This is a genomic window from Flavitalea flava (assembly GCF_054461575.1).
The window spans coordinates 94735-115436 of record NZ_JBTLQH010000021.1; the positions used below are offsets into that span (position 1 = coordinate 94735).

16 protein-coding genes are annotated in these 20702 nt (G+C 45.9%); 7 read left to right on the forward strand and 9 right to left on the reverse strand.

The genetic code is table 11. The annotated features are described in order from the left end of the window. Positions 1 to 45: 45 nt before the first annotated feature. Positions 46 to 1449 (reverse strand): dihydrolipoyl dehydrogenase, encoded by a 1404-nt coding sequence (gene lpdA / locus ACX0G9_RS18345; RefSeq protein ID WP_459066400.1) that lies wholly within the window; start codon positions 1447 to 1449, stop codon positions 46 to 48. Between the two features lie 228 nt (positions 1450 to 1677). Between lpdA and bshB1 the strand changes: the two genes are divergently transcribed. The 4 genes from bshB1 (at position 1678) to ACX0G9_RS18365 (ending at position 5754) form a co-directional block, all read left to right on the forward strand. Beyond that, entirely contained in the window at positions 1678 to 2415 is a 738-nt protein-coding gene (gene bshB1 / locus ACX0G9_RS18350) for a bacillithiol biosynthesis deacetylase BshB1 (protein WP_459066401.1), read from the forward strand. A gap of 179 nt (positions 2416 to 2594) precedes the next feature. Continuing rightward, positions 2595 to 3662 carry a fatty acid desaturase family protein gene (locus ACX0G9_RS18355; protein WP_459066402.1) on the forward strand — a complete coding sequence of 356 codons (1068 nt, stop codon included), beginning with the start codon at positions 2595 to 2597 and terminating at the stop codon, positions 3660 to 3662. A gap of 158 nt (positions 3663 to 3820) precedes the next feature. Beyond that, positions 3821 to 4696, forward strand: a complete 876-nt coding sequence (locus ACX0G9_RS18360) for a carbon-nitrogen hydrolase (RefSeq protein ID WP_459066403.1) — start codon at positions 3821 to 3823, stop codon at positions 4694 to 4696. Between the two features lie 11 nt (positions 4697 to 4707). After that, a complete protein-coding gene (locus tag ACX0G9_RS18365; RefSeq protein ID WP_459066404.1) occupies positions 4708 to 5754 on the forward strand; it encodes an agmatine deiminase family protein in 1047 nt (348 codons plus the stop codon). A gap of 319 nt (positions 5755 to 6073) precedes the next feature. Here ACX0G9_RS18365 and ACX0G9_RS18370 read toward each other — a convergent pair whose 3' ends face one another. Both ACX0G9_RS18370 and ACX0G9_RS18375 read right to left on the reverse strand, forming a co-directional pair. Then, on the reverse strand, positions 6074 to 6703 hold the full coding sequence (locus ACX0G9_RS18370; protein ID WP_459066405.1) for a methyltransferase domain-containing protein: 630 nt from the start codon (positions 6701 to 6703) through the stop codon (positions 6074 to 6076). 68 nt (positions 6704 to 6771) lie between these two features. Further along, positions 6772 to 7608, reverse strand: coding sequence for a universal stress protein (locus ACX0G9_RS18375; protein WP_459066406.1), 837 nt, complete (start codon positions 7606 to 7608; stop codon positions 6772 to 6774). A 367-nt stretch (positions 7609 to 7975) separates the two neighbouring features. Between ACX0G9_RS18375 and smc the strand changes: the two genes are divergently transcribed. Together smc and ACX0G9_RS18385 are read left to right on the forward strand one after the other, a co-directional pair. Then, positions 7976 to 11497: a chromosome segregation protein SMC gene (gene smc, locus ACX0G9_RS18380; protein WP_459066407.1), complete on the forward strand. Its 3522-nt coding sequence runs from the start codon at positions 7976 to 7978 to the stop codon at positions 11495 to 11497. Positions 11498 to 11524: 27 nt separating this feature from the next. Beyond that, positions 11525 to 11854 carry a DMT family protein gene (locus ACX0G9_RS18385; RefSeq protein WP_459066408.1) on the forward strand — a complete coding sequence of 110 codons (330 nt, stop codon included), beginning with the start codon at positions 11525 to 11527 and terminating at the stop codon, positions 11852 to 11854. Positions 11855 to 11857: 3 nt separating this feature from the next. Here ACX0G9_RS18385 and ACX0G9_RS18390 read toward each other — a convergent pair whose 3' ends face one another. Further along, a complete protein-coding gene (locus tag ACX0G9_RS18390; RefSeq protein ID WP_459066409.1) occupies positions 11858 to 12928 on the reverse strand; it encodes a WD40/YVTN/BNR-like repeat-containing protein in 1071 nt (356 codons plus the stop codon). Between the two features lie 192 nt (positions 12929 to 13120). Here ACX0G9_RS18390 and ACX0G9_RS18395 point away from each other — a divergent pair, with 192 nt between their 5' ends. After that, on the forward strand, positions 13121 to 14269 hold the full coding sequence (locus ACX0G9_RS18395) for a BamA/TamA family outer membrane protein (protein ID WP_459066410.1): 1149 nt from the start codon (positions 13121 to 13123) through the stop codon (positions 14267 to 14269). A 30-nt stretch (positions 14270 to 14299) separates the two neighbouring features. On the opposite strand, the gene ACX0G9_RS18400 is transcribed toward ACX0G9_RS18395, so the two are convergent. From ACX0G9_RS18400 to ACX0G9_RS18420, 5 genes are all read right to left on the reverse strand, one after another. Further along, complete coding sequence (locus ACX0G9_RS18400) at positions 14300 to 14932, reverse strand: hypothetical protein (protein WP_459066411.1); 633 nt, start codon at positions 14930 to 14932, stop codon at positions 14300 to 14302. 505 nt (positions 14933 to 15437) lie between these two features. Beyond that, positions 15438 to 16499 carry a class I fructose-bisphosphate aldolase gene (locus ACX0G9_RS18405; protein ID WP_459066412.1) on the reverse strand — a complete coding sequence of 354 codons (1062 nt, stop codon included), beginning with the start codon at positions 16497 to 16499 and terminating at the stop codon, positions 15438 to 15440. 172 nt (positions 16500 to 16671) lie between these two features. Further along, a complete protein-coding gene (gene fbaA, locus ACX0G9_RS18410) occupies positions 16672 to 17739 on the reverse strand; it encodes a class II fructose-bisphosphate aldolase (protein WP_459066413.1) in 1068 nt (355 codons plus the stop codon). A gap of 123 nt (positions 17740 to 17862) precedes the next feature. Further along, positions 17863 to 18969 carry a hypothetical protein gene (locus ACX0G9_RS18415; protein WP_459066414.1) on the reverse strand — a complete coding sequence of 369 codons (1107 nt, stop codon included), beginning with the start codon at positions 18967 to 18969 and terminating at the stop codon, positions 17863 to 17865. Between the two features lie 47 nt (positions 18970 to 19016). Then, a complete protein-coding gene (locus tag ACX0G9_RS18420) occupies positions 19017 to 19829 on the reverse strand; it encodes an ABC transporter substrate-binding protein (protein WP_459066415.1) in 813 nt (270 codons plus the stop codon). Positions 19830 to 20702: the final 873 nt, after the last annotated feature.

Consider the following 20702-nt stretch of genomic DNA (forward strand, 5'->3'; position numbering starts at 1 on the left):
TTATCAATTCTGTATTTATACATTTATCTCTGTTCACTTTAGGGGCTACAGATGGATCGCTTCCCCGTATGCCACTTCGATAGCGTCTTTTACGCTTTCGCTGATGGTCGGGTGGGGGTGTATGCTGTTCAGCACTTCCTGATAGGTCGTCTCCAGTTTACGGCCTACTACCGTTTCGATAATGACCTCGGTGACGTTATAACCTATCATATGCGTTCCGAGCCATTCTCCATATTTGGCATCGAAGACAACCTTTACAAATCCTTCTGTATGACCGGCAGCCGATGCTTTACCGGAAGCACTCAGGGGGAATTTGCCAACTTTTACTTCGTATCCTGCATCCCTGGCCTGTTTTTCAGTAAGCCCAACAGAGGCAATCTCCGGTGTGCAATAGGTACATCCCGGCACATTGCCATAATCAAGTGCCTCTGGCTGATGCGCATATTTCTTTTCGTTGTAACCGATATTTTCCACGCAGATGATGGCTTCTTTGGAAGCCACATGTGCAAGGGCCTGACCAGGAGCGCAGTCGCCGATGGAATAAACGCCCGGTACATTGGTAGAATAGAATTTGTCAACGACGACCTTTCCTTTATCTGTTTTTACGCCCAAGGTTTCCAGACCGATATTCTCGATGTTGGCGGCAATCCCGATCGCACTCAAAACGATATCCGCTTCGAGGGTTACTTCACCGGTCGGCGTTTTTACCTTGGCTTTTACGCCGGTACCGCTCGTATCCACGCTTGTCACTTCGCTATTGGTAAGGATATCGATACCGCTCTTCTTGTATATTTTTTCCAGCTCCTTGGATATATCTTCGTCTTCGACCGGAACGATCCGTGGCAGAAACTCAACGATGGTCACCTTTGTGCCCATACTATGATAGAAATAGGCGAATTCCACTCCGATCGCGCCGCTTCCTACGACGATCAGGCTTTTGGGTTGCTCGGGCAGCGCCATCGCTTCGCGGTAGCCAACCACTTTTTTCCCATCCTGTTTCAGATTCGGCAGCTCACGGCTGCGGGCACCCGTTGCAATAATGATATGTTTTCCTTCGACAATCTGGGTCTTGCCATCCGCGGCAGTTACTTCCAACTGACCTTTTGCCTTGAGCTTGCCATATCCCATGATCACGTCGATCTTATTTTTCCTCATCAGGAACTGGACACCTTTGCTCATTTTGTCGGCAACTCCCCGGCTGCGTTTGATGACCGCAGGAAAATCCGGTTGACCGCTGGCCTCGATGCCAAATTCTTTTGCGTGTTTAATATCTTCGTAAACCTGAGCGCTTTTCAACAAAGCCTTTGTAGGAATACATCCCCAATTGAGGCAAATGCCTCCCAGGCTTTCCTTTTCAATGATCGCTGTCTTAAAGCCTAACTGTGAAGCACGGATAGCAGCTACATATCCGCCTGGACCGCTACCGAGAACGACTACATCGTATGCCATGTCTACCTGTTTTTAATTTTAAATGTAAAAATGCGACCTGCGAAACTACTTCAGAATGGGCAAATAGCCAAATACACCCATCAGGGAAGCATTAATAGAACAATTAAGGATTTGAATGGTTTAAACCTGGTATTTTGCCATGCAGATTATCCAGGTAAAGCCGTTATTTTTGCATGCCCGAATGAGTTTTTTTGGAATATTTTTTACAATCCTTCAAAATTTAAACAGATGAAACTGGATATTCTCGCCATAGCGGTTCACCCTGACGATGTAGAACTCGGTTGCTCAGGGACCCTGCTCATGGAAAAAAGCCATGGGAAAAAGACAGGAGTGGTAGATCTAACCCGGGGCGAATTGGGAACCAGGGGGACTGCCGAAATAAGGGCAAAAGAATCCGAAAGGGCCGCTGCGATCCTCCAACTGGATGCCCGGGAGAACCTGGGGATGGCCGATGGTTTTTTCCGTAACGACGAAGCTCATCAGCGATTGCTGATCCGGGCCATCCGGAAATACCGCCCGGAAATCGTACTGGCGAATGCCCTGGCCGACCGTCACCCCGATCATGGGAGAGCGGGTAATCTGATCTCGGAAGCTTGTTTTCTCAGCGGATTACGCAAGATCGAAACCCTGGATCAGGACGGAATACCCCAGCAGCACTGGCGCCCGAAATATGTATTCCATTACATTCAGGACAGGTATGCCAATCCTTCCTTTGTTTATGATATCACGCCGGTCTTTGAGCAAAAGCTGGAATCGATCAAAGCCTATTCTTCCCAGTTCCACTCGGTGGAATATGGTAAGGAAGAGCCCCAAACTTATATATCCACCCCGGAATTCCTGAATTCCATCATCGGCAGGCACCAGATGTTCGGAAAAATGATCGGTGTGCCATACGCGGAAGGATTTATTACGGAAAAAATGATCGGTGTAAGGGATTTTGACGCGCTGGTCAGGCTGGATACCTAGGCGATTCTTACCACCCGATAAAACAAATATCTTACGGTCACGTTATTATAAGATACTGAGCATGACAGACCTAGGTGCTCTGGCCGGAAAACCGGCATAATTATACGGTCTTTAACACTTTATCCCTTAAAAAAAGATTAAATTTGCACATTAATTAATTTTTCATTAACGGACTTATCATGGCCACTCCAAAATTTGCGAACACTCCCCATTCTTTTCACACCGAACTGAAAAAAAGGATCGGCAGTTATTTTGAAGAAGTGGGCAAGTCTCAAACGGGCAATTACAGTCTTTTTCTGAAGGCCGTGATCCTGATGGTCTGTTTTACCTTCGTGTATATCCACCTGGTATTTTTTACACCGGGAACCATTTGGGCAATCCTTGAATGTGTTCTTCTTGGTTGCGTCGTGGCCGCGATCGGTTTTAATGTAATGCATGACGGGGCCCACGGAAGTTTCTCAAAATATAAATGGGTTAATCTTTTTGCCGCTTTCTCCCTGAATATCCTTGGCGGTAACAGTTTCATGTGGAATATGAAACATAATATCATTCACCATTCCTATACCAATGTGGACGGCATCGATGACGATATCGATATCCAGCCCTGGATGCGGATGAGCGCCACTCAGAAAAAATACCGGATGCACAAATACCAGCATATGTACTTCTGGTTCCTGTATTCCCTGTTGTATATCTTCTGGATCTTCGTATTGGATTACCAGAAATATTTCAAGAGCAAGGTGGGAAATATGGCCCTGAAGAAAATGAGCACTTCGGATCATTTGGTGTTCTGGGGTTTCAAATTGTTCCATGCCTTTTTATTCGTCGCCCTGCCGATCTATATGATCGGATTTACGGACTGGGTTATCGGTTTTGTCATCTTTACCTTTGTAGCCGGTTTTGTGCTGAGCCTGGTATTCCAGCTGGCACATACCGTAGAACATACGGCTTTTCCCGTCGCCAATGTGGAGACAGGTAAACTGGAAGACGAATGGGCTATCCATCAGATCAAGACCACAGCCAATTTTGCTACCAGCAACAAGGTAGTTTCCTGGCTGGTCGGAGGATTGAATTTCCAGATCGAACATCATCTTTTTCCCAAGATCTCCCATATACATTACCCGGCTATCAGTAAGATCATCCGTCAGGCTTGCCAGGAATACGGAATCGCTTATATAGAATACCCCAGGGTGCGGTATGCTGTCGCCTCACATGTTGCCTTTCTCCGCCAGATGGGTAGGGGATAAAACCCCCTGACCCTCTAAAGGGGGAAGTAGAATCCTTTTTTTATCTATTTTTGCATCTCCAAACCGGGCTGGGCCCGGAGGTAAAATCATTATTATGTTCCGGAATCCACCTTTGCGGGCCAGGCCCGGTAGTAAAATAATTATTTGAACGTCAAACTATGAGTAAAGTAAAAGTGGGCCTTGTACAGATGACCTGTTCTGGCGATAAAGCGGCAAACCTGCAGAAGGGGATCGATAAAGTGCGTGAGGCTGCGGCCAAAGGTGCCCAGATCGTTTGTCTCCAGGAATTGTTCACCTCTCTCTACTTTTGTGACGAGGAGGATTACGAAAACTTTAAACTGGCAGAACCCGTTCCTGGCCCCTCCACGGATCTTTTAAGCAAACTGGCCGCGGAACTAAAGATCGTTATTATTGCTTCCCTCTTTGAAAAAAGGGCGCAGGGCCTTTATCATAATACTACCGCGGTGCTGGATGCGGACGGGACCTATCTTGGAAAATACAGGAAGATGCATATTCCCGATGATCCTGCTTATTACGAGAAATTTTATTTTACGCCCGGAGACCTGGGCTATAAGATCTTCCGGACCAAATATGCCTCAATCGGGGTACTCATCTGCTGGGATCAATGGTATCCCGAAGCTGCCCGGATCACGGCCCTGATGGGTGCAGAGATCATTTTCTATCCAACAGCCATCGGGTGGGCAACCAGCCAGGACGAAGCGACCAATACTGAACAATATAATGCCTGGCAGACTATTCAAAGAAGTCATTCCGTTGCCAACGGCGTATACGTGGTGAGTGTCAACAGGGTAGGATTGGAGCAGAATGGCGCCATGCAATTCTGGGGCGGTTCCTTTGTATCGAACCCTTTCGGGACCTTGTTGTTCAAAGCCTCTCATGACCAGGAAGAGACTGCCGTCGTGGAGATCGATACGGAGAAGACAGACCGTTACCGAACACATTGGCCCTTTCTGCGTGACCGCAGGATCGACTCTTACCAGCCCATTACGAAAAGATTTATCGACGAAGATTAGAGATTATAAAAATGAACGCAACGCTTACTCCACGGGAACTCGGTTATTTTTTTCCGGCAGAATTCGAACGACATGCGGCCACCTGGCTTAGCTGGCCTCATAAAGAGGCGTCCTGGCCCGGGAAGATCTCCGCTATCTATCCCTATTACAGCCAGTTCATAAAAGAACTGGCCCTGGGAGAAAGGGTCTGCATCAATGTGAAAGATGAAGCCATGAAGGCCTTTGCTCTAAACTATTTAGCGGAAGCCGGGGTTAGGCTGGACCAGGTTAAATTCTATTTTCACCCAACCAATGACGCCTGGTGCCGTGACCATGGTCCTGCATTCCTGGTCAACCCAAATGCAGAACAGAAAAAAATTATCGTCGACTGGAACTATAATGCCTGGGGCAATAAATATCCACCTTTTGATCTTGACGATGTGATTCCAACCCTGATCGGCAAAGCCCTGAATATCCCGGTCTATAATCCGGGTATTATCATGGAGGGCGGTTCGGTGGATTTTAACGGGAAAGGGACGGTGCTTACTTCTTCCTGTTGTCTGCTTAATCCAAACCGTAATTCCCATCTTAACCAGGACCAGATTGAATCCTATCTGAGGGATTATTATGGAGTGGAACAGGTTTTATGGGTAAAGGATGGGATCGTGGGTGACGATACGGATGGTCATATCGACGATACCGTACGTTTTGTCAATGAGGATACCGTACTTACGGTGATCGAGGAGGACAAACAGGATGAGAATTATTCTTTGCTGCAGGAAAACCTGGCCGATCTGAAAAAGATGCGTCTTCTTAACGGGAAACAACTCAATGTGGTGGAATTACCGATGCCCGAAGCGGTAGTTTATGAAGACCAGCGTTTGCCAGCCTCCTACGCCAATTTTTATATCGCCAATGCATCCGTGATCGTACCGACCTTCCGCTCCGACCGTGATGATAAAGCTCTTCAGATCATCTCGGATTGTTTTCCCGGGAAGAAGGTTGTGGGAATCGATTCGACGGAGATCATCTGGGGTTTGGGGAGCTTTCATTGCCTGAGTCAGCAGGAGCCGGCCTAAGCCGGCTCGGCCGAAGGCCCATCATAAGACCGTGACAGGCATAGAGCCCGCTCTATGCCGGGTGGATTAAGACATCCGGAAGGATTAGGAAGGATTCATCCTTCCGTGAAAGATTTGGTCATCCGGAAGGATTCATCCTTCCGTGAAAGATTTGGTCATCCGGAAGGATTTATCCTTCCGTTGTAGATTCAGTCATCCGGAAGGATTCATCCTTCCGTTGTAGATTCAGTCATCCGGAAGGATTTATCCTTCCCAAGATTCTATCCTCCCAAAAGATTAAGACCTTCCCCGGATTTTTAAGTTGCCGAAAAGGTTTTAATCATCCCCAACAATCAACTCCCCTCTCCGCCACCAGGAACAATTCCGTCCCCTGTCTCGGCCCTATCGAATTATAACAGGGCTCAAGTGTCCTGATTCGAAATTTCGCAGTAAAAAGCGCAGCATATTCTTCTTTATGCCCTCCGAAAGGCGGCCCTCCGACGAAGTTCTTGTCGAAAAGCACTCCTGCCAATTTCCCACCCGGATTCAAAAGCTCCGTCATTTTTGTAACATAGTTTTCCCGCAGCGAAGGATCCAGCGCACAAAAAAAGGTTTGCTCGACGATCAGGTCAAAACTGCCCTTCAGTTCAAAAAAATCACCCGTGATAATGGTCAGCAGAGGTTTGCCACCAGAGGATGGCTTATTCGCATAGTCCTTAAATTTTTCCATCAATTCCGAAGTCAGCAACGCCGAGATATCCACTATGGTGATATTCGAAAACCCATTTTCCAGCAAATAACCGGCTTCATAACTATTTCCGCAGCCGGGGATCAAAATAGAGATGTTTTTATCCGGTAATTGATCGAAATAGGTTTTCAGCGGGGGAGAGACCTGCCCCATATCCCAGCCGGTATTGTTATTCTGGTAACGGTCATCCCAATATTCAGCAGAGAGAACGGAAGTAGTCATCAGATAAAGTTAGCATAAAAAAAGGCTGACCCTGGTTAAGAGTCAGCCCGTGAATTATTTTGACGTTCTTAGGCCGTGAAAGCCACGATCGGCACTTCACTATGATAGGCCAGTTTGGTCGTATTGGTCGTTTTGAAGATATTACTCAGGAAGGAATGTTTCCTGGGGAAGGTCAGGATAAGGTCGATCTCTTTGTCCGCTACGAATTGATTAGTAGCTTCCAGGAAATCATACATCCGGATAAAATAAAATTCGGGTTTGTACGCTTTCAGCAGGGATTCCAGTTTGGCTCTTTCTGCCTTATAATCTTCTGTCAGCTCGACATAATGCTCATGATCCACGTTCACTATATGCAGGCTGGGATTAAACAGGTTAAGCACGTTTTTGACAGACTCAATGGGAATGGTGTTCTCTATGTCCTGGAAATCGGTCAGTAACATGACATTCTTGGCCGATTGGGAGCGGGTATCGGGTGGAACGATAATCACAGGCACAAGCCCTCTTTTGACAATATTGAGGGTATTGCTGCCCATGAATATTTGTCCGAGGCGGGTTGCTCCTGTAATACCCATGATAACCAGCTTAATATCATTGGCCAGGATATATTTTTCCAGGCTATCGAGAAAATGATTATTTTCTTCGGCCACCGACGAGATCTTAGCTCCGGTAATGGATGATAATTCTGTCTTTACACTCTCCAGGGCCATCTCCATAATCGTCATTCTGCCGGCGTCTTCTGCGCCTTCCGTACCCAGGGGACTGCTGTCCGATCCGTATTCCAGCGTATCAAATACATTGTACAAAATAAGATGTGCATCGGGAACCAATGTCGAAATGTAGGCAGCATAACGGGCAGCATTCTTGGAAGTCTCGGAAAAATCAATGGGAACGATAAAATTAGTCATACAATGGTTGTTATTTCTGATGTTTTGGATTAAAATATGCTTTAAAAGTATAAAAAGCCTCTGTTTTTTAAATATAAATTTATTTTACCTTTTTATCCGGATTAATATCCTGCCCTAACTTACTTAAAAATACGACCCGTTGAACATATTTGTTTTTATATTCTTTGTAAATGTATGACTTTCATAGTGAATTGGCTGCAAGGGCATTAGAAACAGGACTACCCAAATTATTCACCAGTTTTCAACAGGGGCGAGTAACATTAAGCATTTTAATGTAGGTTTGCCATCCGACAAAGGGGACATGGAGAATATCACGTTGCTCAAGTTTGCCTGACTTAAACAAGCTCAACTATAAATATATTTCACTTTGCGATTAAAGAGTTTAGAAATCAAGGGTTTTAAAAGTTTTGCTGACAGGACCCTTATCAGTTTTGACGAAGGGATCACAGGTATTATCGGACCTAACGGCTGCGGAAAAAGTAATATTATCGACAGTATCCGCTGGGTTATCGGCGAGCAGAAGATAAGCCATCTGCGTTCCGAAAACCTGGAGAGCCTCGTCTTCAATGGCAGCAAAACCAGATCGGCATCAGGGCTGGCCGAGGTGAGCCTCACCTTTGAAAATACCCGTAACCTGTTACCTACCGAGTTCGGTACGGTAACGGTCACCCGCAAGTTCTACAAAAGCGGGGAAAGCGAATACCGCCTGAATGACGTCACCTGCCGTCTGAAGGACATTCAAAATCTTTTTATGGACACCGGGATCAGCACGGATAGTTATGCTATCATTGAACTCGGCATGGTAGATGATATCATCAAGGATAAAGAGAACAGCCGCCGGCGTATGCTGGAACAGGCAGCAGGGGTTACCATTTACAAAACAAGAAAAAAAGAGGCCCGTCAGAAACTTGACGCTACAGAGCAGGATCTTTCCCGCATCGAGGATCTGTTGTTCGAGATCAACAACCAGTTGAAAAGTCTGGAGAACCAGGCTAAAAAGGCAGAGAAATATTACGAGATAAAAAAAGAATACAGGGAGCTCAGCATCGAGCTCGCCAAAGCTGCGCTGGAGGGATTTAATATTCATTACAGGGAACTTAATGAACAGGCAGATACCGAAATGAATAAAAAAGTCCGTCTTGAAGCGGTAGTTGCGCAGGAAGAAGCCAGCCTGGAACAGGAAAAGGTAGGCTTTATCGAGAAGGAAAGGGCCTTGCAATCCATGCAGCATGAATTTAATGACCTGCTGCAGAACCTAAGGACAAAGGAGAATGAAAAGAACCTTGCCAGCCAGCGTCTGAATTTCCTGAAGGAGAAAGAAAACAGTCTGCAGGAATTCCTGCTCAAAGGCGAAGGCCAGTTGAAGGGTTTGGAAGAAAGCATTGTCTTTACCCGTCAACAGGTAGAAGAGGAAGAAAATAAATTATCCGGTCTCCAGGAACAACTGGAATCCTTAAAAGCTTCGGTGGATGAAACCCGTCAATTATTTGACGCTAAACGATCCTCCGTTGATGGCCTGCGTCGGGAAAATGCTCAGATTCAACGCGATCAGTTCGAAGCGGAAAAGAAAGTAGCCGTGGCCGATACCTCCATTCAAAACGTACAAAGAGGTATCCGGCAACTGGAAGAAGAAAGGATGATCAGGGATAGTCAGCTCAAACAACTGGAAGAAGAACGTTTGCTGAAAGAACAGGAACTGGAGTCCAAACAAACAGAACTTCAGCAATTACAGGAACATCAGGAACGTACCAAGGAAAATATATTGCAGACCCAGGGACAACTGGAAGTGCTCCGGCAAAAGCTGGCCGATGAAAGCCGCAAGCTGGATTCGAAGAAGAACGAACACGATCTTCTCAAGAGCCTGATGGATTCCATGGAAGGTTATCCGGAAAGCATCAAGTTCCTTCATAAGAATCCGTCCTGGAACCATACAGCGCCCATCCTTTCCGATATCATTTACGTGAAGGAAGAATTCCGGGCTGCGGTGGAAAACGTGTTGGAACCCTACCTCAATTATTATGTAGTGAATAATCTGCAGGAAGGATTGCAGGCTGTGCATTTACTCGATGAAAATAAGAAGGGGAAAGCGAATTTCTTTTTGCTTGACAGGATCAACGGCCAGGTTATTACCGAAAATCATAAGCCGGAAGGCATGACCCCGGCCATGGAGGTGATCGAAGTGGACGGGCAATACCGTGACCTGGCAGAACATCTGCTGGGTAATGTATTCATCGCCGAGAATGAAGAAGCAATGGAAAACAGCAATGGAGCCATTGTTCTGGAAAAGACCGGTAAATATGTAAAAGGCAAATATTCCATTACCGGGGGAAGCGTCGGTCTGTTCGAAGGAAAGAAGATCGGCCGTGCCAAAAATCTGGAGAAATTAAAAGAACAGATCCTGGTCCTGGAATCGAACGTGAATGGTCTGAAAACGGCCATCCAGGAGAAACATAATGAGGTAGCCGGGTATAATGAACAACTTAAAGAACAGGCGATCCGCCAGGCCCAACAGGATATCAACCGTCTGACGAATTTTGTTTTTTCCCTGCAGAATAAGGTGGAAAATCTTCACGGGCAGCAGCATAGTTCGCAGAACAGACTGGAAGAATTACAACTGAGCCTGGAAGAGACGATTGGCGGTATCGAAGATACCCGTAAGGAATGGATCGAGCTGGTGAAGGTGGTGGCGGAATTGAAAGAAAAGTCACAGGTTGCGGAAGAGGACTATCGGTCTGCAGAAATTGCCTATAACAATTCCTCGGCAGGATATAATGAATTTAATCTCCAGGTAACCCGCCAGCATAGCCGGATCAGCGCCCTGAAACAGGAATTGGATTTTAAGAGCAAACAACTGACCGATCTGCACACGCAGATCGAGGTGAATGCTTCACAACTTAAACAGACCAATGAAAGCATCGCCGAAAGCGAGGAATTGCTGACTGGTTCGGAAGGAGCATTGATCGAATTGCTGCGTAGAAAGGAAGAAGAGGAAAAGAAACTGAACGAAGCCGATCAGGCTTATTATAACCTCCGCAATGTACTTGGTGAACGGGAAAGCGAGCTGCGCGTCAAGGTTAAGGAAAAGGACCACCTCGAACATTTACTGAGCGAAATAAAGGATAAGCTGAATGAATTGAAACTGCAGCTTGCCGGGATGAAAGAGCGGCTGAATGTGGAATTCAGGATCGATCTGGACACGATCATCGATCAGCCCAGGACCGGCGACACGCCCGTAGAAGAGTTGCAGGAAAAAGCCGACAGAATGAAAAAACGTATGGAGAACCTCGGTGAGGTTAACCCAACGGCGATCGAGGCTTTCGAGGAAATGAAAAAACGTTATGATTTCATCCTCGAACAAAAGAACGATCTGGTCGGCGCCAAGGACAGCCTTCTGCAGACTATCCAGGAGGTTGAGGCAACGGCTAACCAACAGTTCCTGGATACCTTCAATAAGGTGCGGGAGAATTTTCAGCGGGTCTTCAAATCCTTGTTCACAGAAGAGGATACAGCGGATATGGTTTTGGAAAATCCGGAAAATCTTGCCGATACGGGTATCGATATTATCGCCAAACCAAAAGGAAAAAGACCATCTTCCATCAACCAGTTGAGCGGGGGAGAAAAAACACTGACGGCCACGGCCCTGTTGTTCTCGATTTACCTGATCAAACCGGCTCCCTTCTGTATCCTCGATGAGGTGGATGCACCGCTGGATGATGCCAACGTAGGGAAGTTCACCAATATGATCCGTCAATTCAGCGAAAACTCCCAGTTCATCATTGTTACCCACAATAAGATGACTATGAGTACCGTGGATGTGATCTACGGTGTAACTATGCAGGAACCGGGGGTCAGCAAACTTGTTCCCGTGGATTTCAGGGGATTGAATTAGGATTTCAGGGGACTGAATCAGACTTTTATGCGTACCATCCTCCTGCTTTTTGCATCGAATGTTTTTATGACCATCGCCTGGTACTGGCATCTCAACCATAAAGAACTGGCTTTATGGAAGGCTATCCTGATCAGCTGGGGAATTGCTTTCCTGGAATATTGCCTGACTGTTCCGGCTAATCGCTGGGGATCCAATCACGGATACAGCGCCTTTCAATTGAAGATCATCCAGGAGGTGATCACCCTCGTCCTTTTTTCGGTATTTGCCGTCTGGTATCTGAAAGAACCTTTCCATCTTAAATACTTACTCGCTTTTGCCTTTTTGATGGCTGCGGTCTACGTGATGTTTAAAAAATAGCTTTTATAGCACCAACTTTGCTATTCTTCCATTTCCCCCGGCCAGAAATACAGCCTTCCCTTTTTTTGCCTTCCGGCAAACATAGAATCCTTCTCCGGAGATCAATTGCCAATTCAGACCATTGTCCGCGGAGATATCCACTCCGGATGTTCCGCAACTAAGGACCTGGTCCTTATTGGTATATTCCACGCAACTACGATAGCCATGCGGCGCAGTCTGTGGGCTGATCCAGGTCTTGCCGCCATCGAAGGTCAGGGTACAATTTTTTTCCCGGGAGGTATCGTGACTAAAGTCTCCGCCTACGACGATCAGCTGCTGGCCTGCTTTTAATTTGCGGTTATCCTTTACTGCTACCGAATTGGCTCCTGTCGTTTCTTTTCCCTGTAATAAGGGCAGGTCAATGCGGCTATCGCGGATAAATAAACGGGAACGAAGGCCTCCGCTGACAAAACAGGCTTCACTCCGGCCCAGGCTCCGGACATTTGTTCCGCTGGAGGCAAAACAAGCTTCTCCTGAATCAGCCTCCGGCAATTCCCTGGTTGGTATCTCGTGCCATGTATTTCCTCCATCAAAACTTCTTGCTATGAAAAATTTTCCATTGACCGGATCTCCCAGCACAATCCCGCTATCCTTATTCCAGAATTCCATGGCATCAAGGAACATCCCGGCGGCCTTGTTCTCATAGACCGTTACCCAGGTCTTTCCGCCATCTGTTGTCTTGAGGATATTGGCAGGCTCGGCAATGGCCATGATGATGGCGGTATGCTCATCAAAAGCCTCTATATCCCTGAAATCCCTTTTTTCGTACCCGGGAACGATGATCCATTGCCAGGTCTTCCCCCCATCCAGAGACTTCCCTATGGTGCCCTGGCTTCCACTAACCCAGACTACTTTATCACTGACCACACTCAGACCTCGGAAGGAGGCCTTGGTTCCGCGGTTACTGGCACTGTCCTGAATGCCAGGGCTATTTCTTCCGCTGGTCAGTATCTCTATTTTTTGGGCCGTTGCGGGTTCTCCGGTAATAATAAGAAAACTTGCCAGGAATAATAAAAGGGGAAATTTTAGGGGCATTTTTTGGCTAAATTGGGGATTATTGGTCATTATTCGTTAAAAATAGGGCCTTTTTGGCTTCCGGAAAAATAGCACAATATTGGTATTCTCCTCTATATGATATTCGTGAACAAAAGGTTTATTGTTATTCTTATTGGTTGTTTGTTGGGGTGTTTAGCGTCACAAGTGGTGGATGCCCAAAATCCATCCGGAATGATCGTTCCAGGGGACAGCTCCGTTAGGGATACTTCCGGTCAAAAGGATCTTATTGAGATTGTGGTGAAAGCAACACATATTCATTTTAAAAATCCCTCGAAGGCTAAGGACCGGGCCGTCTATTATTCCTTGCTGCCCCTTAGTTCATCCGTTCCCGGTGGAGGAACTGCGCTGATCACTTCTACCACGGCCGGTTTCTATATGGGGGACAGGAAAAATACTTATCAGTCGAATGTCACCTTTTCTCCCGGTTTTAATTTTCACGGCGCCTTTAATTTTCCATTCCGATCCAATATCTGGTCTGCGGGTAACTCCTGGAACTACCAGGGTGATATGCGTTTCTCGATCTTTCCCCGTTATACCTGGGGATTAGGCGGAGGGCAGGATTATAAGGACAAGTTATTGATCCGTTACCAATATGTCCGGTTCTACCAGAATGCCTTAAAACGGATCACCCCCTATCTGCTTGCGGGTTTTGGTTATAACCTGGATTATAATATCGGTGTGCATACCGATGATTCCATTCATCTGGATAAGTTCTCCGGTTATCCCTATGGCACGGCCAACCACGCCAATTCATTTTCGTCCGGTATTACATTCAACCTTTTGTACGATACCCGTAACAATTCGCTGAACCCTTTGCCAGGATCCTTTTTGAATGCTATTTTCAGGGTCAACCCCACCTTTATGGGAAGCAATTTCTACTGGACCTCCTTATACCTGGATGCACGGAAATATTTTTCCATCCGCCCGAAGGGACAGAATGTACTGGCCTTATGGTCTTATCTCTGGACAACGCTTGGCAGTAACCCGCCTTACCTGAATTTGCCGGCTGTCGGAGGAGATACTTACCAACGTTCGGGAAGAGGGTTTTACTCCGGACGATTTACCGGGAAATCAGTGGCTTACCTGGAAAGTGAATATCGCCGGGATATTACAAATAATGGTTTGTTCGGTTTTGTTGTTTTCGCAGAACTGGTCAGCGCCACCGAACCGAATACCAAACAGTTTGCCTATTGGCACCCTGCTGCGGGGGGCGGATTGCGAATCAAATTCAATAAAAAGTCGGGAACGAATATAGCCTTGGATTACGGGTTCAGTAAGGGCTATGGTGCGTTGAATATAAGTTTGGGAGAAGCTTTTTAAGAGGCTTATGCCTGGTGGCTTTTTAGGGACCTATTTTTTCGCCAGCACACCTTCTTTGGTCATATTCTTCACGACGATCCGGCTGTAGTCCTTTCCCATATCTCCCGCCGACGAGGGATTGAAGGATTCGGATTGAATGGAATAAAGCAGGTTTTTGGTGGTCACCTCATAGAGGTTGCTTTCCCACAAAAAACGGGTATTCACGGAAATATAACCAGGGCTGTACATACGGCCGTACATATAGTTGTAATATCCCCAGAAAGGAGAATAAGGATTATAGCCAATTCCGGGCTGGTATTCTTTCTGTCTGGCTTTATCAAGGAGGCTGATAGTCAGTACCTCGTCAATGCCGCTGGTATGCAGGGTATTGAGAACATCTTCTTCATTTTTGTTGCTGAACATTTTTGGTCCATACAAGGTATAGGATGATACGGCATTATATCCTCTGGCCTTTAGCTCGTCCACCAGGTACCCTTCCATCTGCATACGGAGACGAACGTCTTTTTCCTGAATGATTCCCAGCACCAGCACTTTATTACCAGGGGCTATGCTGGATACGCTGGCTGCCTTCCAGGTAGAAGTGACCTTGGTATTGGAACAGGAAACGGAGATTAGTATTGCCAGGATGGCAATGCCGGTTAATTTTAATGTCTTGATTTTCATAGCCTAACTTTTAGATTATTAGTAAACTACTTTTAAAGACTCAAATGTGGTTCATGGGTTTAATGGAAGTAGGGATTATAACAAAGCGTTACAAAAATTTGCTAACATTTTTAGGTCGGATAGCCCTATGACATATATTGCATTCTTAAATATAACCCAACTATGAATAATATAAAACTATTTGAGAGCAAAAGGGTCCGGTCGGACTGGAATGAGCTAGAACAACAATGGTATTTTTCTGTGGTTGATGTGGTTGGTATTTTGACAGATAGTGCTGATCCAAAGGACTATGGTATCGGATAAAGAAAAGGGAAAAAATTGCAGGAATTGAGTTATCGACTATTTGTCGACAACTGAAATTGCAATCTTCAGATGGAAAGTCTTATAAAACGGATTGTGCAGGGCTCTAAAAAGAAGGAAATCAAACCGTGATCATTCGTCACGATTTGATTCGTTTAACGTTAAATGAAGTATTAAATAAATATCAGTATTCTATGATCTTTCATCATCCGATCGTGATCTCCTGATCCAGGTAAACGTCCTGTATGGATTGGATCATATCCAGTCCTTCCTGGAAGGGGCGCTGGAAAGCTTTGCGGCCGAGTATCAGGCCCATTCCACCTGCACGTTTATTGACCACAGCCGTATAGACGGCGTCGGCCAGATCGGAGGCGCCCTTGCTTTCCCCGCCGCTGTTGATCAGCCCTACACGGCCGCTATAACAGTTCAGCACCTGATAACGGGTAAGATCTATGGGGTGATTATCCGGAGTCGTTAATTTGCTATAAACCAGCGGTGAGGTCTTGCCATGTTTGGTGGCGAGATAACCTCCGTTATTCGTAGGTAATTTCTGTTTGATGATATCCGCCTGGATCGTAACGCCGAGATGATTGGCCTGACCGGTAAGATCGGCTGAGGTATGATAATCCACTCCATTGACGACAAAACCGTTATTACGCGTGTAACACCAAAGGATAGTGGTCATTCCCAATTCATGCGCCAGTTCGAATGCTTCCGAGATCTCCTTTAATTGCCGTGTACTTTCTGCGCTGCCCCAGTATATCGTAGCACCGACTGCTACTGCCCCCATATTCCAGGCATCCTTTACTTTTCCGAAAAGGGTCTCATCAAAACGGTTGGGCAGGCTCAGCAATTCGTTATGGTTGATCTTTACCACAAAAGGGATCCGGTGAGCATATTTTCTGCTCATGATACCCAGTACGCCAAAAGTGGAGGCTACCGCATTACATCCGGCTTCCAGGGCAAGTTTGATTATATTTTCGGGATCGAAATAGATGGGATTGGGGGCAAAAGAGGCGCCTGCGCTATGTTCTACGCCCTGATCTACCGGAAAAATGGATAAATAACCTGTACCTGCCAATCTTCCGTGCCCGATAAGGGTTTGCAGACTTCTTAAGACCTGGTTGGGGCGGTTGGAATTCACCCATATTTCTTCCACGTGACGAGGGGAGGGGTGGGTGAGGGTGGATTTGTCAACGACGGGTTTGTAATCAAGCAGATAAGAGGCTTTATCACCGAGAAGATCAACGATCTTTTTTGAAGGCATATAGAATGGATTTTGTACTGCAAGCTAATCAATTATTGGATTCCTCCGACAGGGGCGGGGAAGCCCTAAAACCAGGCAATAAACGAGGCTGTAAAACAAGAAAGCCCCGCTTTTTCAGCGAGGCTTCCTTTGAAGTCCTATTAAGGGGTAAAAGAGTTTCTACCTTTTCAGCTTATGCGTTCCTGTTGATACAATTCAGGTCTTCAAAAGCGACTTCCAGGCGTTTGCTGAAGGTCTCTTCGCCCTTACGCAACCACACCCTTGGGTCATAATATTTTTTATTCGGCTTGTCAGCGCCACCCGGATTACCCAGCTGGCCCTGAAGATAAGCTTCATTCTTAACATAATACTGCTGAATGCCTTCCCAGAAAGCCCATTGCAGATCTGTATCGATATTCATTTTGATCGCTCCGTAACTGATCGCTTCCCGGATCTGGTGCTGAGGGCTGCCACTACCTCCGTGGAATACGAAAAATACAGGCTTTGGACCGGTCTTCAATTCCTTTTCGATAAAGTCCTGGCTGTTTTTTAGAATGACCGGACGCAATTCAACATTGCCCGGGCTATATACGCCATGTACATTTCCGAAGGCTGCAGCTACGCTGAACAGTTTGCCCACCTTGCTCAATTCTTTGTAAGAATAAGCGACATCAGCCGGCTGCGTATAGAGTTTGTCATTTTCCACACCGCTGTTATCGACACCATCTTCTTCTCCGCCGGTTACTCCTAATTCGATCTCGATGCCCATTCCAAGGGGAGCTATCCGTTTGAAGAATTCAACGGAGGTATGAATATTTTCTTCCAAAGGTTCTTCGGAAAGATCCAGCATATGAGAGCTGAATAATGGTTGTTTTTTTTCTTTAAAAAATTGTTCGCCCGCATCGATCAGACCACTGATCCAGGGGAGCCATTTTTTGGAAGCATGGTCTGTATGCAGCACTACCGGAACGCCATAATATTTTGCTACATTATGGATATGAAGGGCCCCGGAAACTCCTCCGAAAATATTCCCCTGTAGCTGGTCGTTGGGCATTCCTTTCCCGGCAATAAACTGGGCTCCGCCATTCGAAAATTGAATGATTACGGGTGAATTTACTTTAGCTGCCGTTTCCAGAACAGCGTTGATCGTATTGGTTCCAATGGTATTTACTGCAGGAAGGGCGAACTGGTTGTCTTTGGCATCTTTATACAAGGCTTCTAACTCGTCTCCAAATAATACGCCGGCTTTGTATTTCTTCATTTTTTGAATGGCTTTTTAGATTATATATTATTAAATGCTTAAAATGTTGAAAAATATGCAAAAGCAAGCCTCGTTCGTTAAAGGAGCTGCGAATATACGGTTTTAGAACGATTTCAAACAGGCTCAATCCTCGAATTTGCTGAGGTTTTTTTGGATCAGGGCCAGATTCTTCTGGAGGGTCTGTTTGAGCTGGCGCTTGACCAATTGACCCATTGACTTGCATTTCAGGAAGGCGGTACTCTTAAAATGGTCTGCCAGTTCGGTTTTTAGCTGAAGCAGTTTTTCAGGCCGGTAGATCTCATCCTTGGCCATGATATTCAATAGGTCCATAAGACGAAACCGGGAAGAAGCGACCCGGAAAGCCATCATGGTCCTTTCTTCCGTCTGGTATTGTTCGATCGATTCCCGGTTAAGGTGTCGCAGACAGAGTTCCACGAACTCGATATTCTCTTTAAAGAACTGAGGAATATAGAGGTTCTTTTTTCCTTCATAGGATTGCTGGTCAAAGTCGATGGCCCGGATCCGGTATTGATAATCCTCGATGTCCGGCGTGATATCCACCACAAAATTATAGGAACGCATATCTCCCAGCAGACGCACAAAACAGCGCTCATTGAATTTTACAAATTCCTTTGACAAACGGATTTTATTAGTCTGGGGATCATCCGCAAAACTTTTAATGAACAGGTCGCCCGGAATCCCGGGGATATGTTCCTCCACCAGGGTGTTCAGATGAGTGAAATAAGTGATCCGGTTGGGAGAAAGCAGATGTTCCAGCTCCAATCCATAAATACGGGAGGCATCGGCCTGCTTAATATAATAGTGATCGTAATTGTCGTTGAATTTATTGACGATACGGATCCGGAAAGGGCTGGAATTGGCAAAACTGCAGAAATCGATTCTGGCCACATCGAGATGGTTGATATAACTCAGATCGCCCTCGGTTTTCAGGATGGCATACATCTGGACCAGACCCTTGCGGATAAAATCCCAGTGCCGCATATCGTATAAGGCTGTCTCCCAAAGGGTGTCCTGCTGGTGTTTGTCCTTCAGGGGAACAGAATAGGTGATATGCTGGAGCAGATCTTTGTAGGATACCGGTAATTTCACCTCACGCCCATGATGTTTCAAATATTGCCGTAACGATTCGCTGACCGGAAAGATGGGTTTTTTCCGGGACGGTTTATTCGATTCATGTGGTGATAAAGGCCCCAGATCGGTAAAATCCATGTATCAATTGATTTTGATTATCGAATCTAAATATTTAAGTCGAATGTTCAAGAAGCCGGCGGAATTAGTCGGCTGAAGTAGTCAGGAGCAAGTAACATCCGGCTGCCATACCAGCTGAATAGTTCTCCATCCACCAGGCTGATATGGGCATCGGGCAATATTTCACGGATTTCCTGTATATGCTGCTCCCGGAAAGGATAGGGCTCGGAAGAGAGCAGAACGATTTCGCAGTCCAGGGCTGGCAATGATTCCAGCGTAACGGAAGGATAACGCATCTGGTTTCTGAAAATATTGTCGAGACCGCAACGATCCAGCATATCGTTTATGAAAGTACCTCCTCCCGCTACCATCCAGGGATCACGCCAGATGAAATAGGCTGCCCGCGGTGCTGCATGGGGAGATGGTTGGGAGGGCGATTTAGCCGGTTGGAAAATTGTCGAAAAGCCTTTTTCAATTTCACCCGCCAAAGAGGCTGCTTTTTCTCCTTTTCCGATAAGTTCTCCGACATTCCGGATCATTTGCAGGGCATCCTCCAGGTTGGAGACATCGCTTATCCAAACCGGGTAATGAGCAGTTAGTTCTTCGATCTGGTCCCGCTCGTTCTCTTCCTTATTGGCGATGATCAGGTCCGGTTTTAGTCTGTGGATGGTTTCCATTCGGATATTCTTTGTTCCGCCTACCCTCGGTTTGGTGCGGAACCAGGCTTCCGGATGAACACAAAATTTTGTAATACCGGCTACCTCTTCCTGTAAGCCCAGCGTATACAGTAATTCGGTTTGCGATGGGACCAAAGAAATGATCCTTCGGGGAATTTGGTCCAACAAAATAGTTCTACCCATTTGATCGGTGAAAAGAGGCATCGGAACGATTATTCCTGCAAGATAAAGAAGGTAGATGGTAAATAAAGAAGGGAGAAGGTAATTGGAAAGCTAAGGCGATAGATTGGAGGAGGCTGTCGGTAATTGCCTCCTGCTAAATTCACGCACTAATCAGAGTTTAGCAGGAGGGTACCAGAGATTAAAGCAGATGGTTTAGTTCACTTCGGATTGGATACTGCTTAGGTTTAGCCCAGGACGTTGGATTTTGACATTGGTTTTTCGGTCAGGGATCAGGTTTTAATTCGGTTTTTTAGGATCTGGACGGTTTTTCGGATCTGGATGGTTTTTAGGATCTGGATGGTTCTTCAAGTCTTGGATTGGTTCTTCGGTTCTTGGATTTAAAAACGGTTCTTCAGAATTGGACGGTTCTTCGGATTTTGGATCGGTCTTTCAGGATTTGGATCGGTTCTTAGGATTTGGACTGGTCTTTCAAGGTAAGGACAGGTTCTTCGGATTTTGGATTTGGACGGTTCTTCAGGTTTGGATCGTTGGTCTTTTTTCTTCAGGATAAGGATTCGTTAGTTTTGGATCTTGGTTTGGGTCTTTCGGTCTTCCCGGATAATTGGATTTTGGACGATTCAATTTGGACAAAAAAATAGAAGTTGACTGATATTGGATTTTTTAATTCGGTTTTCCCTGGATATTGGGTTTGGTTTTTTAATTGGATCCTGGATATTAATTTTTGGTTTTTCCGGATATTGGTGATTGATAGATATCAATCAACTTCTGAATCAAAAATACTTTGTTAAAGTTAATGGGACAATAGAGGTTTTGCTCTGTTTTCAGGTAGCAGTTTTTACGGCAGTATGCGTAGTTCTCGCAAAAGACTTTCGTAAAAGCACGATTTTCAGATAA

Bases quoted from the DNA above. Each gene is read 5' to 3' on its own strand.
- lpdA (WP_459066400.1), bottom strand. From the start codon at position 1,449: ATGGCATACGATGTAGTCGTTCTCGGTAGCGGTCCAGGCGGATATGTA.
- bshB1 (WP_459066401.1), top strand. From the start codon at position 1,678: ATGAAACTGGATATTCTCGCCATAGCGGTTCACCCTGACGATGTAGAA.
- ACX0G9_RS18355 (WP_459066402.1), top strand. From the start codon at position 2,595: ATGGCCACTCCAAAATTTGCGAACACTCCCCATTCTTTTCACACCGAA.
- ACX0G9_RS18360 (WP_459066403.1), top strand. From the start codon at position 3,821: ATGAGTAAAGTAAAAGTGGGCCTTGTACAGATGACCTGTTCTGGCGAT.
- ACX0G9_RS18365 (WP_459066404.1), top strand. From the start codon at position 4,708: ATGAACGCAACGCTTACTCCACGGGAACTCGGTTATTTTTTTCCGGCA.
- ACX0G9_RS18370 (WP_459066405.1), bottom strand. From the start codon at position 6,703: ATGACTACTTCCGTTCTCTCTGCTGAATATTGGGATGACCGTTACCAG.
- ACX0G9_RS18375 (WP_459066406.1), bottom strand. From the start codon at position 7,608: ATGACTAATTTTATCGTTCCCATTGATTTTTCCGAGACTTCCAAGAAT.
- ACX0G9_RS18385 (WP_459066408.1), top strand. From the start codon at position 11,525: ATGCGTACCATCCTCCTGCTTTTTGCATCGAATGTTTTTATGACCATC.
- ACX0G9_RS18390 (WP_459066409.1), bottom strand. From the start codon at position 12,928: ATGCCCCTAAAATTTCCCCTTTTATTATTCCTGGCAAGTTTTCTTATT.
- ACX0G9_RS18395 (WP_459066410.1), top strand. From the start codon at position 13,121: ATGATCGTTCCAGGGGACAGCTCCGTTAGGGATACTTCCGGTCAAAAG.
- ACX0G9_RS18400 (WP_459066411.1), bottom strand. From the start codon at position 14,932: ATGAAAATCAAGACATTAAAATTAACCGGCATTGCCATCCTGGCAATA.
- ACX0G9_RS18405 (WP_459066412.1), bottom strand. From the start codon at position 16,499: ATGCCTTCAAAAAAGATCGTTGATCTTCTCGGTGATAAAGCCTCTTAT.
- fbaA (WP_459066413.1), bottom strand. From the start codon at position 17,739: ATGAAGAAATACAAAGCCGGCGTATTATTTGGAGACGAGTTAGAAGCC.
- ACX0G9_RS18415 (WP_459066414.1), bottom strand. From the start codon at position 18,969: ATGGATTTTACCGATCTGGGGCCTTTATCACCACATGAATCGAATAAA.
- ACX0G9_RS18420 (WP_459066415.1), bottom strand. From the start codon at position 19,829: ATGCCTCTTTTCACCGATCAAATGGGTAGAACTATTTTGTTGGACCAA.